Consider the following 14,126-nt stretch of genomic DNA (forward strand, 5'->3'; position numbering starts at 1 on the left):
TGGTCCCCGCACTCGCGGCACCGCCAACAGAGGACGTAGGATGTCATCATGACTTCAACTCTTCCGCGTCGAATCGCCCGCGTCCGCCCCCTCAATCCGGCTTCACCGGACGAGCATTTCTTCGTGGCAAACGACGCCCCCGATTTCGCCTCCGCGGAGGGAAGGACATGGTCCGTCATCGACTCCCCGTTCCCGTCATCCCGGGCAAATGCCGCCAGCCCGTCACGCGGGGGCTGGGAAAGAGGCTCGGAAGTCACTGAGGACACCTTCAGGTTCCTTGCACCGTCCGTGCCGGTCAACGTCTTCGGCATGGCCCACAACACCGGACAACCTGGCCGCAACCTGCCTCCCCAGGCATTCCACAAGGCGGCGTCAAGCGTGATCGGCCCGGGTGAAGCGATCCAGCTCAGCGCGTCCGTCGGTCGCGTGGACCCCGAAGCGGAGTTGACCATCGTCGTCGGCCGCGCAGCGCGGAATCTGACCTTGGAAACGGCACAGTCCGCAATTCTGGGTTTCACCATCGGCAACGATGTTTCAGCCCGGGATTTGCAGAAAAGCGATGAATTGTGGATCAGCGCCAAGAGCCAGGACACCTTCACCCCGGCCGGCCCATGGATAGTCACCGAGGTGGACTACCCGCAATTGGGCATCGGGATCGTTCATAACGGAACCGCGTTGAAGACTGCCAGCACAGCCGATCTCGGCTGGAAAGTCGACGAAATCCTGGTCTACCTCACCTCTTTCATGACTCTCCAGCCCGGGGACCTGGTCCTCACCGGCTTCCCGGCCGAAAGCACGCGCATTCGGCCCGGCGATACCGTGGTGTGCAGAATCGAGGGAATCGGAGAGCTCAGCAACCCCGTGACCGGCGCCTCCTGGGAGGAACTGCCGGCATAGTGTGTCAGGCTTAACCCATGGAGACAGCTGCGGACGCCACAGGGCTACTGCCGTCTCCACCACAAAAGCCACCCCGGAAACGGCATCGCGGCCTGTTGAAGTACCCGGTCGTGAGGCAGTTGCTCCGCTTCACGGGCGTCGGAATCGTCTGCACGGGAAGCTCGCTGGCCATCTATGCCCTGTTGCGTCCCCTGATCGATCCGCAACTGGCGAACGCCGTGGCGCTGATACTGACGTCGTTGATGAACACAGCGCTCAACCGCCGCCTGACGTTCAAGATCACAGGCAGGAAGAAGCGCGCCCAGGACCATCTCAGCGGGGTGATCGTGATTGGCATCGCGTTGCTGATTACTGGTGGCAGCCTGGGGGTACTGCATCTGTTCAAGCCTGGTGCCAGCGTCGCTGAGGAACTCTGGACCACCACGTTGTCCGGGTTCGTTGCCACCGCCGTCCGCTTCACTTTGCTGCGGCATTGGATCTTCCGGCGGGCACGGCATGTCTAGCGTGGCATGTCCGGTACCGCACGTTGGGTCAGCCGGCCTGCGGGGCCGCAAGCTTCCTGACACGCGCGACGGCGGTTCCCACGGCAGCGGCGGCCGCCTCCAGGTCGTCCTCGGAGACAGTGGAGGTGAAGCTGAAACGAACCGCTGTCTGCGCGGTTTCCGGGGTGATGCCCAAGGCCACCAACACTGGCGAAGGCGCATCCGATCCGGCAGCACACGCTGAACCGCTGGAGCACACAACTCCCAGGCGTTCGAGTTCCAGCAGGACCGATTCGCCACTGGTTCCCGGGAAGCAGAAGGACGCTACTGAAGGCAAGCGCTGGCTGCGGTGTCCTGTGAGCATGGCGTCAGGCACCGTGTCCAGGATCTGGTGAATGAACTGGTCACGCAACTGTGCCACGCGGTGCGCTTGTTCCCGCTGTTCGGCGTGGGAGAGTGTCAAGGCCGTGGACAAAGCGACAGCTCCGGCCACGTTCTCCGTTCCCGAACGCTTGCCCCTCTCCTGCCCGCCTCCGTGCATGAGGGGTTCCAGCCGCAGCCGACCTTTGGCGAAGAGGGCTCCGGACCCCTTTGGCGCCCCCAATTTGTGGGCTGAAATACTCATGGCATCAACGCCGAGCTCCTTGACATCCAGCGCGCACCACCCGGCAGCCTGCACGGCGTCGGTGTGGAAGGGAACACCGGCGGCGTGGGCGACCACAGCCAGGTCGGCAATGGGTTGTACGGTCCCGATTTCATTGTTCGCGTACATGATGCTTACCAGCGCTGTTCCCGGCTGCAGGACCTGGCGCAGCGCATCCACAGTGACAACTCCGTCGGTGTCGACGGGCACGATGTCCACGACGAAGCCATGGACCCTTTGAAGGTAGCGCGCCGATTCCTCCACCGCCGGGTGTTCCACTGCGCTGATCACCACCCTGTTCAGGGCAGGATCCGCCTCCCGCCGCGCCAGCGCGATGCCTTTGACGGCAAGGTTGTCCGCTTCCGTGCCACCCGAGGTGAAGGTCACTTCGCCGGGGCGGCAGTTGAACACCTTCGCGACGCCGGAACGCGCCCCCGCGAGCGCAGCCGCCGCTGCTTCACCCAGGGTGTGGTGGCTTGAGGGGTTCCCGAACTCGCCACTCAAGTATGGCCACATGGCCTCCAGCACTTCGCGGCGGACCGGCGTGGTGGCTGCTGCGTCGAGGAAGATCATTACAGGAGCCGGCTTTCAGTTCCGGCCCGGCGTGAGTTCGATGTCGAGGCCAAGGTCCAGGGCGTTCACACTGTGGGTCAGGCCGCCGATGGAGATGACATCCACTCCTGCCGCGGCAATGCCGGTGACGGTGTCCAGGTTCACGTTGCCGCTGGCTTCCACAATGGCCCGGCCATCGACCTGCTTGACGCCGGCGCGCAGCTCCTCCAGGGAGAAGTTGTCCAGCATGATGGTGTCCACGCCGGCGGCCAGCACAGGTTCGATCTGCTCTGCGCTGTCCACTTCGACTTCGAAGTGCGTGGTGTGGCCGAGCTGTGCTTTGGCAGCGATCAGCAGTTCGGTCAGTTTGCCTGAGTCGCCACCGGTCATGACTGCGAGGTGGTTGTCCTTGGCGAGTACGGCGTCGGAGAGGCTGTAACGGTGGTTCGCTCCCCCGCCGCAGCGGACGGCGTAGCGTTCCAGCACCCGCAGCCCGGGGGTGGTTTTGCGGGTATCGGTGATCCGGGCACGCGTGCCTTCAACCAGGCGGACGAATTCGGCGGTCTTGGTGGCGATCGCGCTCATGCGCTGTACCAGGTTCAGGCCCACCCTTTCGGCCAGCAGGACCGAACGGGCGCTGCCGCTGACGCGGGCAAGGTGCGTTCCGGCGTCGAAAGCTTCACCATCGGCCAGCAGCAGTTCCACTTCAGTGTCCGGGTCCACTGTCTTCATGGCATCACGGAACACGGTCCCGCCGCTGAACACGCCGGGAACCCTCGCGTTGAGGACCGCAACGGCCTGCGCCTCGGCCGGAATGAGCAGCTGGGACGTGATGTCCCCACTGGGCGCGTCCTCGGCGAAGGCCCGTTCCAGGATGTCCCGCACGGGGCCCGCGGGGAGGGTCAGGTTAGTCATGGACAAGGCTCACTTTCCGGCTCAGGGTGTAACGCTTATCAAAATCATCGACGGCGGCCGCTTGGCCCGCGCTGTCGCTGCGGTAGTGCGCTCCCAGGGATTCCCGGCGCTCCCGGGCAGCCCGCACGAGCAACTGGGCAGCCAGCAAAAGATTGGCGTCCTCGTGCTCCCGGACATCCAGGGACTCCGCAGCGTCCAATGGCTGCGCTTCTTCGGCCCACGCTTCGAGCGCAGCCTCAGCCTCGGCAAGCAATACCCCGTTGCGGAGCACCCCGGCCTTGGCGGTCATCAACCGCCGCAAAGCGCCCCGCGAGAACCCGGCCGCAGGTGCCGGATCCTCCGGCAGTTCCAGAGTTCCCGACAGCGCCGTTCGGGCGACGGGGACGCTCTGCCCGGCGGGCGGGGTCCCGGCAGCGTGCGTAGAAGCGAGGCCGCCCGCGGCCGAGTTAGCACGCAGAGGGACTCCGTCTGGCGACGCACCCGACGTACCCAGGAACGCCTCAACAGCCCTGCGCCCGAACACGAGTCCTTCAAGCAAGGAATTACTGGCCAGCCGGTTGGCCCCCTGCACACCGGTACACGCGACTTCACCGGCAGCGAGAAGCCCGGGAACCGAGGTCCGGCCGTGGAGGTCGGTCACCACCCCACCCATCCAGTAGTGCGCCGCCGGTGCCACTGGAACCAGGTCCCTGGTCCAGTCCAGGCCAGCCTGGCGGGTGTGGTGGCTGAGAGTGGGGAAGCGCTTTTCCAGGAACCCTGCACCGCGGGATTCCTCAATGACGGTGGCGTCGAGGAACACGTGGCCGTTGGGGTCGCCCAATGTGGCAAGGTGCAGGGCGATGCTGCGGGAGACAACGTCCCGCGGAGCCAGCTCGGCGTCGGGATGGTAGCCGGGCATGAAGCGATGGCCGTTGGCGTCAAGAAGGATGGCGCCTTCGCCGCGGACAGCCTCGGAGATCAGCAGGGGGTGCGTATCGTCTTCGGCTTCGCGGGCGGCTCCACCGGGCACCATGCAGGTGGGATGGAACTGGAAGAATTCGAGGTCGGCGACGGCAGCTCCTGCACGCCACGCGAGTGCCAGCCCGTCGGCTGTCGCCACCTGGGGGTTGGTGGTCTGCGCGAACAGCTGCCCGGCGCCTCCCGTGGCAAGAAGAACCGAGTGGCCACGGAGGCTGTGCCCACGGCCCCCGCGGAGGAAATTCACGCCCACCACCTGGCCTGCATGGTGGATGAGCTCCGTGACCTGGGCATGCCCGACCACCTGGATCCTGCCTTGCGCCTGGAAGTCCAGGACGGTCCTGATCAGCGCCGATGCGACTCCCGCACCTGTAGCGTCGCCGCCGGCGTGGAGGATCCGGGGAGCCGAATGGGCGGCCTCGAGCCCGAGTGCCGGCCCGCCGTCGTCGTCAAGATCGAACCGCACGCCGAACCGCCCGAGTCCTGCGATGTCCCGCCGCGCTTCGGTGCAGAGTACTCGTACGGCCTCCTCGTTGCAGTGGCCGGCGCCGGCCCGCAGGGTGTCGGCTATGTGGGCAGCCACCGTGTCACCTGGAGCGGGTTCTTCCAGCACAGCGGAAATCCCGCCTTGCGCGTAATACGTGTTGCTGTCCGCAAGCGCGCCCTTGGTCAGCAGAACCACCTCAGCACCTGCCTCCGCGGCGAGCAAGGCAGAGTACAGGCCGGCGATGCCGCTTCCGATGACGATCAACCGTCCGTGGGTGGGCCGTCCAGCCAGGCTCTCTGTAGTCATGTTGGGCTCGATTCGGCTAGTTCTGGTGTGTGCCGGGTCTGATGTGTGCCGGTTTGGCTATGCCGGCTTGGCGGCCAGCATGCGTTCCAGGGCAATCTTCGCGTTGTCCTGTACGGCGTCGTCCACAGTGATGCGGTTGACGATGCGGCCCTCAACGAGTTCCTCAAGCACCCAGGCCAGGTAGCCGGGGTGGATGCGGTACATGGTGGAGCACGGGCAGATTACGGGATCGAGGCAGAAGATGGTGTGCTGCGGGTTTTCCGCGGCCAAGCGGTTCACCATGTTGATCTCTGTACCGATCGCGAAGGTGGTGGGTTCGGTGGCTGCGGCAATCGCCTTTTTGATGAAATCGGTGGAACCGGCAGAGTCGGCGGCGTCCACGACTTCCATGGGGCATTCGGGGTGCACGATGACGTTGACCCCGGGGAAGTCCTGGCGGGCTTTCTCGATCTGGCCCACGTTGAAGCGCTTGTGCACCGAGCAGAAGCCATGCCAAAGGATGACCCGTGAGTCCAGCAGCGTTTGCTCGTCGTTGCCGCCCAGCTCTTTGCGTGGATTCCACATGGGCATCTGTTCCAGCGGAACGCCCAGTGCCTTGGCGGTGTTGCGGCCGAGGTGCTGGTCGGGGAAGAACAGGACACGCTGGCCACGTTCGAAGGCCCATTCCAGGACCACCTTGGCGTTGGACGAGGTGCAGACGATGCCGCCGTTGCGGCCGCAGAAGGCCTTCAGCGCCGCTGAGGAGTTCATGTAGGTGACGGGGATGACCGGAACGCGGCCCTGGTCATCCACCTCGGTACCGAAGATCTCCTCGAGTTGTTCCCAGCATTCCTCAACGGAGTCTTCGTCTGCCATGTCCGCCATGGAGCAGCCCGCGGCGAGATTGGGCAGGATTACCGCTTGCTCAGGAGTGGAAAGGATGTCGGCAGTTTCGGCCATGAAATGCACGCCGCAGAAGATGATGGCTTCGGCGTCCGGTTTGGTCAGTGCTGCGTTGGCCAGTTGGAAGGAATCGCCCACAAAATCCGCGTACTGGATGACTTCGTCACGCTGGTAGAAGTGCCCCAGGATAACGGCACGGTCCCCGAGCGTCGCTTTGGCGGCACGAATACGTGCGTCCAGTTCGGCGTCTGTGGCTTTCTTGTACTCTTCCGGAAGCTGGCCTTGGCGCGGCGTCGCCTTGGGTGCGATGTCGCTGCTGGAGGCGCCGGGGCCGTAGGCGGGCTCGCCGGCGAGGGCTTCGGCAAGGTCGTATTCCCAGGGGCCCCTGGCCAGGGCCGGGCTGCACGTGGATCCTGTGCGGGAGAGGCCTTTCTCGGCTTCTTCGCGAGTGATCAGCTGGACGGCAGTGTTGACGCTGCTCATGGTGTACTCCTGTTATCTGGCCCGAGGCCGGGCGTGCCGGTGAAGCGGTAGAGGCGGGGTGGGCGGTGTTTTCCGCCTTGCAGGTATTCACCGGTTTCTTCGATTTCCGGTGTGGCCTTGATGTGTCTGCGGAAGTTCGCGGGATCGAGTTGCCGGTCCAGCACGGCTTCGTAGACTTCACGAACCTGGGCGAGAGTGAAATACTCCCCCAGCAGGTGGTAGGCAATGGACCCGTAGGCCATCTTGTTCCGAAGCCGCCACAGCGCGTAATCCACGATTGCGTTGTGATCAAACGCGAGTTCGCCCAACCGGTCTGCACGGAACCACCGCACATTCTCGGATTCGTCCGCCAGCGCAGCCTCCGTGGGTTGAACCAGCGCCCAGTAGACGATGGACACCACACGTTGGGTGGGTGATCGGTGAAGTCCCCCGAAGGCGTAGAGCTGCTCGAGGTAATGCGGCGTCAGGCCGGTGGTTTCGCGGAGATTCCTTGAGGCCGCGTCCTGGAGCGACTCGTCATGGGCCAAGGGGCCGCCCGGGAGGGCCCACATGTCCTTGTAAGGCTCTCGGATGCGACGCACCAGTGGCAGCCATAGTGTGGGGCGCCCGGACTTTTCGCTGGGGCGGAGGGCGAAAATCACCGTTGAAATAGCCAACGACGGCGGTGCAAGCCGCCTCTCGGCGACGTTGGCGGAGCTGGGATTCGCGGCGTTCACCTCGCTTCATCGCCGCCGGTCCAGGAACCGGAATCTTAGTTAAAGTCATGTTGACTAGAACTAATGGTACGACTCTGCGCGCGGTCCGCAAAATGCTTTGCGTCACACTGCCTTCGCTGCGGCCTCCATCAAGGGCAGGGTGCGGCCCTGGATGTGGCTGTTAAGCACAATCACGGAGGAACAGCGGACGACGGATTTGGTGGCAATCATGGCATCCAGCACGCGCTGCATGTCAGGGTTGGACCGGGCCGCGATCCGGACCATGAGGTCGGAATTACCCGTAACCGTGTGCACTTCAATGATCTCCGGGATGGCGCTGAGGCTCTCAATGATGGCGTCATGGCCAATCTCCTGGGTGATGGTGACCGAGCAGAAAGCCACTACAGGGAAGCCGAAGTTGGCCGGATCCGGTTGCGGAACCCAGGATCCAATGACCCCGTTTTCGATCATCCGGTCAATCCGGGACTGCACCGTCGCCCGCGCAACTTTCAGCACCCGCGAGGCCTCCAGCACCGAGGATCGCGGTGAATCCGTGAAGAAACGTACAATTTTTGCATCAAGCGCATCGACCAGCATCCAAGTTCCTGTCCCCGGGGTTCTCTACTCATCACATCGCCTAAGCAAAAAGTGATGTATCTTACAAACTGCGAGAATTATTCCACGGCTCTTGCTGCGTCGTCGACGCCCCGCCTGCCAGGCCCAACAGGCCGGCACGCCACGCCCCGTATGAAATCCATAGAAGGTAGACACGTATGACAACGAAGTCCATCGCGGCTCCTGCCCCAACATCCGGCCTCGGCCATTCACTCAAGCCCCGCCAGCTCACCATGATGGGACTGGGCAGCGCGATCGGCGCGGGCCTCTTCCTTGGCTCCGGCGCCGGCGTCCAGGCCGCCGGGCCGGCCGTCCTGATCTCCTACCTGGTAGCTGGAACACTGATCATCCTTGTCATGTGGGCCCTGGGTGAGATGGCGGCGGCGAACCCCAACAGCGGAGCCTTCTCCGTCTACGCCGAAAAAGCCATGGGCAAGACCGCCGGCGGAACCATCGGCTGGCTTTGGTGGTTGCAGCTGGTGGTGGTCATCGCAGCCGAAGCACTGGGGGCGGCCGGACTGCTCTTCTCGGTGTGGCCAGTGATCCCGGTTTGGGTCCTGGCGCTGGTTTTCATGGTGGTCTTCACCGGGATCAACCTGGTGGGCGTCCGGAATTTCGGGGAGTTCGAATTCTGGTTCGCCATCCTGAAAGTCGCGGCCATTGTGATCTTCCTGCTCATCGGCGCCGCACTGCTGTTCGGCTGGCTGCCCAACGCCGCGTCGCCGGGATTCTCCGCCTTCGGCGACTTTGCGCCCCACGGCATCGGTGGCATCGCAGCGGCACTGTTCGTAGTGATTTTCGCTTTCGGCGGCACCGAAATCGTCAGCGTTGCCGCTGCCGAAACCGAAAACCCGGCACACAGCGTCGGCAAAGCGATCCGCACGGTGGTCTGGCGCATCCTGGTCTTCTACATCGGTTCTGTCTTCGTTATCGCCGCCATTCTTCCTGTGGGCTCTGAAGGCCTGAAGTCCCCCTTCGCCGGTGTACTCGACATCGCGGGAATCCCCGGCGCGGGAACAGCCATTACCCTGGTGGCCGTTGTGGCCCTCCTCTCCGCGTTGAACGCCAACCTCTACGGCGCGTCCCGCATGATCTTTTCCCTGTCCGAGCGCGGCGAAGCGCCCCGGCTCCTCTCGAAGCTGAGCTCCGCCAAGGTGCCCGTGGCCGCCGTCGGAATCTCGGTGGCCTTCGGCTTCATTGCCACCATCCTGGAGCTGCTCTTTCCGGAGAAGATCCTGCCTGCCCTGCTGAACCTTGTGGGTTCCACCTGCCTGGTTGTCTGGGGTACAGCCTTGGTGTCCCAGTTCATCCTGCGGCGCCGGGCAGACCGCGAGGGGGCGGAGCTGCCCCTTCGCATGAAGGGCTTCCCCTATCTCACCATCCTGGGGCTGGTCCTGCTGGGCCTGATCCTCGTGGTTGGTTTTGCCAACCCGGAGAGCGCCGGCCAGCTGGTGGGCACCTTCATCCTGATTCTGGTGATTGCCGCCGGATGCTTCCTCAACGCCAAGGCAAAAGCAGGAAAGCCGGCACGCCAGGCGAAATGATCTACTGCTAGCAAGAATTCGGAAGCCCTGCACAGTTTGTACTGCGCAGGGCTTCTTTGCTTATTCAACTTGTACAAAGTGTTGTGCCGTCACTGAGCTTATTGCGAGGGAGCTTATGCGGTGACTAGGGTCACAAGCATGACGACCAAACCAGCGCTGGCCGCCGTCGACGACGACGCCGCCCCGCTCTCCAACCAGCAACTTCGCGAGCTGTACACGCTGATGGCAGCGGTCCGGCATCTGGACACCTCGGCCGTGGCCTGGCAGCGCCAAGGCATCATCCCCGGGTACGCGCCGGAACTTGGCCAGGAAGCAGCCCAGGTGGGCAGCGGCTACGCCGTGGACCGGAGCCGGGACTTTGTTTTCCCCACCTACCGTGAGATGGGCGTGGCCCGGGCCATGGGGCTGGACATGGTGGGTTACATGTCCACCCACAAGGCCACGTGGCATGGCGGAATGTACAACCCCGTGGAGTCCCGATTCGCCCCCATCCAGGCAGTCGTGGCGGGCTCGGTCCTGCACGCCGTTGGCTGGGCCCACGGCCAGACCCTCGCCGCTCCCGACGAGGGAACCGGCGTCGCCATGACGTACTTCGGCGACGGCGCTTCGTCCCAGGGCGACGTTCACGAAGCCATGAACTTCGCCGCCGTCATGAAGGCCCCCGTGGTGTTCTTCATCCAGAACAACGGCTGGGCCATCTCAGTCCCCACCGAACGGCAGGTAGCTGGCGGATCCGTCGCAGCCAGGGCGGCCGGGTACGGCATCCCGGCACTGCAGGTGGACGGCAACGACGTCGTGGCAGTCTACGAAGCCACCCGCTCCGCCTTCGCCCACTGCCGCAACGGCAACGGACCCGTAGTGATCGAAGCCATGACCTATCGTCGCGGACCGCACTCCACCGCCGACGACCCCGGCCGCTACCGGACCCTGGAAGAGGAGCGCCTCGACGCCGGTGAGGACCCCCTGGAGCGGTTCAAGCAAAGGCTGCTGGCGGACGGCGTCGCAGATGAGGCCTTCTTTGCCGATGCCCAACGCAAGGCGGAGGAAGAAGCGGAAGTCATCCGGATGGGAATCCAGGACCTGGGTCCCCGCCCCGGCGCCGAGATGTTCAACCTTGTCTTCCAGGAACCAACTCCCGCCCTTCAATCCCAAGCCACCGCGTGGCGCGAGGAGTCAGAACATGTCTGAGACCATCACCGAAATGCCGCCTGTGATCCCCGCAGCGGCCGGCATTCAACAACTTTCCATGCAGCAGGCGCTCAACCGTGCACTCGATGAAGTACTGGCCCAAAACCCCAAGACCGTCATTTTCGGCGAGGACTGCGGCCGCCTGGGTGGGGTCTTCCGCATCACCGACGGCCTTCAGGCCAAGCACGGCGAGGACCGCGTGTTCGACACACCCCTCGCTGAGTCCGGAATCCTCGGCATGTCGGTAGGACTGGCCATGGCCGGCTTCCACCCGATTCCCGAGGTCCAGTTCGATGGCTTCGCCTATCCGGCCATCAACCAGATCGTCTGCCAGATCGCCCGCATGAACTACCGCAGCCGCGGCACCCTGCCCATGCCCATCACCCTGCGGGTGCCCAGCTTCGGCGGCATCCGCGCCCCCGAGCACCACGGCGAGAGCCTCGAAGCGCTGTTTGCGCACGTGCCGGGACTCAAAGTGGTCTCCCCTTCAAACCCCCATGATGCCTACCATCTGCTCAAGTACGCGGCCACGCGGCCCGACCCGGTCATCTTCATGGAACCGAAGTCACGCTACTGGCAAAAGGGTCCGGTGGACCTCACCCCGGCAGCGGCGGACACAACAGCGCCCGACGGCGGCAACCTCACCGGAGCCCGCGTGGCCAGGGAAGGCCGCCATCTGACCCTGGTGGCCTGGGGCGCCATGGTGTCCCGCTGTCTTCAGGTAGCCGAGCTGGCCGCCGAGGACGGTATCGATATCGAAGTCCTGGACCTGCGCTGGCTCAAGCCCATTGACGCCGAAGCTTTGGCGAGGTCCGTGGCGAAGACGCGGCGCGCCGTCGTCGTTCATGAAGCGCCGCTGACCTCAGGCCTTGGCGCGGAAGTCGCCCAGCTCATTACCCAGGGTTGCTTTGACACCCTCAAGGCGCCCGTGGAACGTGTGACAGGCTTCGATGTCCCCTACCCCTCCGGCGACCTGGAGGACGAATACATTCCCAACATCGACCGCATCCTCTTTGGGATCCAACGCGTACTGGAGTACCGCCGTGGCTGAAATTTCCTTCCCGCTCCCCGACCTCGGTGAGGGCCTCATCGAGGCAACAGTGCTCGACTGGCTGGTGGAACCGGGCCAGCAAGTGGAACGCAACCAACCGATCGTGGAGCTCGAAACCAGCAAATCGGCGCTCGAATTGCCCAGCCCCCAGGCGGGTAAAGTGGTGCGTATCCACGGAGCGCCGGGTGAGACCATCAACGTAGGCGCACCGCTGATCGTGTTCGAGGTTCCGGACGACACCGCCGGAATCGTGGGCACTGTTCCGAAGGACGAAGCACCCAAGCGCAGGGTCCGCCTGAGCGCCGTACTCGATGAGGACTGACATGATGACTGGCAGGCACACCGTGGAACAGCAGAGGCACACGGTGGAAGGTACCGACCCCGGGCTGTTCGTCGAGGTTCATGAGCCGGCTTCCGATGCCGGGCTGCGCCCCGTCCTGCTGATCCATGGTTTTTCCTCGTCCAGCAAACTGAACTGGGCAGACAGTGGCTGGATCACCACGCTCCAGGATGCCGGACGCCGGGTCATCACCGTGGACCTGCCCGGCCATGGCCGGAGCCACTCCCCCGAAGACCTGGACTCCTACACCCCAAGCCGGATCCGCGCGGATCTTCTGCAGATAGTGACCGACGCCGGTGCACGCCCCTTGCGCGACGGGGACCCATCCACTGGCCTTGACGTCATTGGCTATTCGCTCGGTTCGAGGCTGGCGTGGGAGTTTGGTGCCACGCAGCCGGACCTGGTCCACAGGATCGTCCTGGGCGGACCGAGCTCGGCAGACCCCCTGGCCGCCTTCGATCTCGCAGCCGCGCAACGGCACCTTGCAGACGGCACGCCCATCGAGGACCAGTCCACGGCAGGGTTGTTGAAGATGGCCCAGATGCTGCCCAGCAACAATCTGTTTGCCATGTTGTCGCTCATTGAGGCCATCAAGGGCGAACCTTTCGATCCGGCCGAGGCGGCCCCGCACATGCCACTGTTGCTGGTCGCGGGAGAAAAGGACGAACGGGCAGCAACAATGCCGGAACTGGCCTCCCTGGCGGCCAGGCGTGGAGGACTCGTGGAGACCTTGGTGATTCCCGGGCGAACGCACACCAATGTGATCACCAGCCGGGCCTTCAAGGAAGCTGCCATCGAATTCCTGGGGGTGTAGCCATCCCGGTGCTGAACGGCTGGCTGGTCTAGCGGGCCAGCCGTTCAGCATTGAGGCTCATGCGCTCCAGGACGCTCAACGCCATGGCGTACTCATCGATGCCGATGCCCATCGAAAGATCCTGGCGCGCATCTTCCACTAACTGCTGGGCCTCGTGATACTTCTCCCGTCCTCGCTCGCTCAGCGCAAGACGGTCATCGATCATGGTGATCATTCCGCGCCCCACCAAAGCTGCGAGTTCCCGCTCGCGCAACCGGATATCACCACCCCACAATGGCTGCAAAGCCTCCTCAAGCTGGTCCGGAAGCATGGAATGCTCAGCCAGGGTGGCCAGAGTCTGCCATTGGCGGCGCGTGAGCTTGATCCGCGCCAAGGTGCGGTCCAGCTGGATCTCCAGCGCAGCATCCAGCCTTTTGATCCAATATCCGATGGGCTTGTTCACAAGCCCATGCTTTCAGTGGAGGCCGCGCCGGGCAAGGTGTGGACGGTAGGCTTGGAAGGGCAACAAATGACGTGGAAGTGGAGCAGATGGGCATGCGTTTCAAGGACCGCGCGGAAGCCGGTCGACGCCTGGCTGAAGGACTCCCGCAATTGAGGGAACGTCCGGACACCATCGTCCTCGGACTCGCCCGGGGTGGTATTCCGGTGGCCGCTGCAACAGCTGCCGGGCTCTACCTGCCCTTCGGTGCTGTCCTGGTGCGGAAGCTGGGCATTCCCGGCCGGGATGAAACCGCGTTCGGGGCTTTGGCGTGGTCCCGGGGTGATGTGCTCCGGATCGTCAACAAACCCTTGAGGGACCTCATTCTTGCCCGGGGCATCTCCCAGGCGGCCTTGGACGCCGTCGAAGCCCGGGAACGTTCGGAACTGCTGCGCCGGGCCAGGGAGTACCCGGGGACGGATCACGATCTCCGTGGGAAGACTGTTGTCCTGGTAGACGACGGGCTGGCCACCGGCGCCACCATGCGCGCCGCAGTGGAAGCGGTCCGGTCGGCAGGAGCGGACACCATAGTGACGGCCGTCCCCGTTGCATCCCTCGAAGCTTCGACATCGCTCGCACGGGTCTGCGACGTCGTCATGGCCCTGCACACTCCGGGCAAATTTCATGCTGTCGGCGCTTTCTATGACCACTTCGAACAACTGTCCGACGCCGATGTGGTGAGCCAGCTGGAAGGCGCGGGCGTCGCCGGACGCCCCTGGCCGGCGTCGGCCCCGGCACCGAACAAAGGGCCCCGGTAACCACAAAGCGGGCACGGTCCATGAGGACCGCACCCGCTT

General features: G+C 64.2%; 15 protein-coding genes. 8 read left to right on the top strand and 7 right to left on the bottom strand.

Features of this window, described 5'->3' with window-relative positions:
* Positions 1 to 48: 48 nt before the first annotated feature.
* Positions 49 to 897 (top strand): fumarylacetoacetate hydrolase family protein, encoded by an 849-nt coding sequence (locus tag IEY62_RS00480; RefSeq protein ID WP_189012990.1) that lies wholly within the window; start codon positions 49 to 51, stop codon positions 895 to 897.
* Between the two features lie 17 nt (positions 898 to 914).
* Positions 915 to 1,400: a GtrA family protein gene (locus IEY62_RS00485; RefSeq protein ID WP_189012992.1), complete on the top strand. Its 486-nt coding sequence runs from the start codon at positions 915 to 917 to the stop codon at positions 1,398 to 1,400.
* A 28-nt stretch (positions 1,401 to 1,428) separates the two neighbouring features.
* On the opposite strand, the gene IEY62_RS00490 is transcribed toward IEY62_RS00485, so the two are convergent.
* From IEY62_RS00490 to IEY62_RS00515, 6 genes are all read right to left on the bottom strand, one after another.
* On the bottom strand, positions 1,429 to 2,595 hold the full coding sequence (locus IEY62_RS00490; RefSeq protein WP_189012994.1) for a cysteine desulfurase family protein: 1,167 nt from the start codon (positions 2,593 to 2,595) through the stop codon (positions 1,429 to 1,431).
* Positions 2,596 to 2,610: 15 nt separating this feature from the next.
* Entirely contained in the window at positions 2,611 to 3,489 is an 879-nt protein-coding gene (gene nadC / locus IEY62_RS00495) for a carboxylating nicotinate-nucleotide diphosphorylase (RefSeq protein ID WP_189012996.1), read from the bottom strand.
* The gene (locus IEY62_RS00500) at positions 3,482 to 5,239 is read right to left on the bottom strand and encodes an L-aspartate oxidase (RefSeq protein ID WP_189012998.1); all 1,758 of its coding nucleotides are present in this window, start codon (positions 5,237 to 5,239) and stop codon (positions 3,482 to 3,484) included. Before IEY62_RS00500 ends, nadC begins: the two co-directional genes overlap by 8 nt.
* Before the next feature lie 57 nt (positions 5,240 to 5,296).
* Positions 5,297 to 6,604 (bottom strand): quinolinate synthase NadA, encoded by a 1,308-nt coding sequence (gene nadA, locus IEY62_RS00505; protein ID WP_189013000.1) that lies wholly within the window; start codon positions 6,602 to 6,604, stop codon positions 5,297 to 5,299.
* The gene (locus tag IEY62_RS00510) at positions 6,601 to 7,320 is read right to left on the bottom strand and encodes an NUDIX hydrolase (RefSeq protein WP_189013002.1); all 720 of its coding nucleotides are present in this window, start codon (positions 7,318 to 7,320) and stop codon (positions 6,601 to 6,603) included. The genes nadA and IEY62_RS00510 overlap by 4 nt, the downstream gene beginning before the upstream one ends.
* A 102-nt stretch (positions 7,321 to 7,422) precedes the next feature.
* Positions 7,423 to 7,896, bottom strand: a complete 474-nt coding sequence (locus IEY62_RS00515; RefSeq protein ID WP_189013004.1) for an Lrp/AsnC family transcriptional regulator — start codon at positions 7,894 to 7,896, stop codon at positions 7,423 to 7,425.
* A 176-nt stretch (positions 7,897 to 8,072) separates the two neighbouring features.
* Between IEY62_RS00515 and IEY62_RS00520 the strand changes: the two genes are divergently transcribed.
* The 5 genes from IEY62_RS00520 (at position 8,073) to IEY62_RS00540 (ending at position 12,851) form a co-directional block, all read left to right on the top strand.
* Positions 8,073 to 9,458 (top strand): amino acid permease, encoded by a 1,386-nt coding sequence (locus IEY62_RS00520; protein WP_189013006.1) that lies wholly within the window; start codon positions 8,073 to 8,075, stop codon positions 9,456 to 9,458.
* A 138-nt stretch (positions 9,459 to 9,596) separates the two neighbouring features.
* The gene (locus tag IEY62_RS00525) at positions 9,597 to 10,646 is read left to right on the top strand and encodes a thiamine pyrophosphate-dependent enzyme (protein ID WP_189013008.1); all 1,050 of its coding nucleotides are present in this window, start codon (positions 9,597 to 9,599) and stop codon (positions 10,644 to 10,646) included.
* Positions 10,639 to 11,697: an alpha-ketoacid dehydrogenase subunit beta gene (locus IEY62_RS00530; RefSeq protein WP_189013010.1), complete on the top strand. Its 1,059-nt coding sequence runs from the start codon at positions 10,639 to 10,641 to the stop codon at positions 11,695 to 11,697. Before IEY62_RS00525 ends, IEY62_RS00530 begins: the two co-directional genes overlap by 8 nt.
* Positions 11,690 to 12,019, top strand: a complete 330-nt coding sequence (locus tag IEY62_RS00535; RefSeq protein WP_018776287.1) for a biotin/lipoyl-containing protein — start codon at positions 11,690 to 11,692, stop codon at positions 12,017 to 12,019. Before IEY62_RS00530 ends, IEY62_RS00535 begins: the two co-directional genes overlap by 8 nt.
* Position 12,020: 1 nt before the next feature.
* Positions 12,021 to 12,851: an alpha/beta fold hydrolase gene (locus IEY62_RS00540; RefSeq protein ID WP_189013012.1), complete on the top strand. Its 831-nt coding sequence runs from the start codon at positions 12,021 to 12,023 to the stop codon at positions 12,849 to 12,851.
* 28 nt (positions 12,852 to 12,879) lie between these two features.
* Here IEY62_RS00540 and IEY62_RS00545 read toward each other — a convergent pair whose 3' ends face one another.
* A complete protein-coding gene (locus IEY62_RS00545) occupies positions 12,880 to 13,293 on the bottom strand; it encodes a MarR family transcriptional regulator (protein ID WP_189013014.1) in 414 nt (137 codons plus the stop codon).
* Positions 13,294 to 13,364: 71 nt separating this feature from the next.
* Here IEY62_RS00545 and IEY62_RS00550 point away from each other — a divergent pair, with 71 nt between their 5' ends.
* Complete coding sequence (locus IEY62_RS00550) at positions 13,365 to 14,087, top strand: phosphoribosyltransferase (RefSeq protein ID WP_229784964.1); 723 nt, start codon at positions 13,365 to 13,367, stop codon at positions 14,085 to 14,087.
* The last annotated feature ends 39 nt before the right edge of the window (positions 14,088 to 14,126 follow it).

It is taken from the genome of Paenarthrobacter histidinolovorans (genome assembly GCF_014647595.1).
GTDB lineage: Bacteria > Actinomycetota > Actinomycetes > Actinomycetales > Micrococcaceae > Arthrobacter > Arthrobacter histidinolovorans.

Bases quoted from the DNA above. Each gene is read 5' to 3' on its own strand.
- IEY62_RS00480 (WP_189012990.1), top strand. From the start codon at position 49: ATGACTTCAACTCTTCCGCGTCGAATCGCCCGCGTCCGCCCCCTCAAT.
- IEY62_RS00485 (WP_189012992.1), top strand. From the start codon at position 915: ATGGAGACAGCTGCGGACGCCACAGGGCTACTGCCGTCTCCACCACAA.
- IEY62_RS00490 (WP_189012994.1), bottom strand. From the start codon at position 2,595: ATGATCTTCCTCGACGCAGCAGCCACCACGCCGGTCCGCCGCGAAGTG.
- nadC (WP_189012996.1), bottom strand. From the start codon at position 3,489: ATGACTAACCTGACCCTCCCCGCGGGCCCCGTGCGGGACATCCTGGAA.
- IEY62_RS00500 (WP_189012998.1), bottom strand. From the start codon at position 5,239: ATGACTACAGAGAGCCTGGCTGGACGGCCCACCCACGGACGGTTGATC.
- nadA (WP_189013000.1), bottom strand. From the start codon at position 6,604: ATGAGCAGCGTCAACACTGCCGTCCAGCTGATCACTCGCGAAGAAGCC.
- IEY62_RS00515 (WP_189013004.1), bottom strand. From the start codon at position 7,896: ATGCTGGTCGATGCGCTTGATGCAAAAATTGTACGTTTCTTCACGGAT.
- IEY62_RS00520 (WP_189013006.1), top strand. From the start codon at position 8,073: ATGACAACGAAGTCCATCGCGGCTCCTGCCCCAACATCCGGCCTCGGC.
- IEY62_RS00525 (WP_189013008.1), top strand. From the start codon at position 9,597: ATGACGACCAAACCAGCGCTGGCCGCCGTCGACGACGACGCCGCCCCG.
- IEY62_RS00530 (WP_189013010.1), top strand. From the start codon at position 10,639: ATGTCTGAGACCATCACCGAAATGCCGCCTGTGATCCCCGCAGCGGCC.
- IEY62_RS00540 (WP_189013012.1), top strand. From the start codon at position 12,021: ATGATGACTGGCAGGCACACCGTGGAACAGCAGAGGCACACGGTGGAA.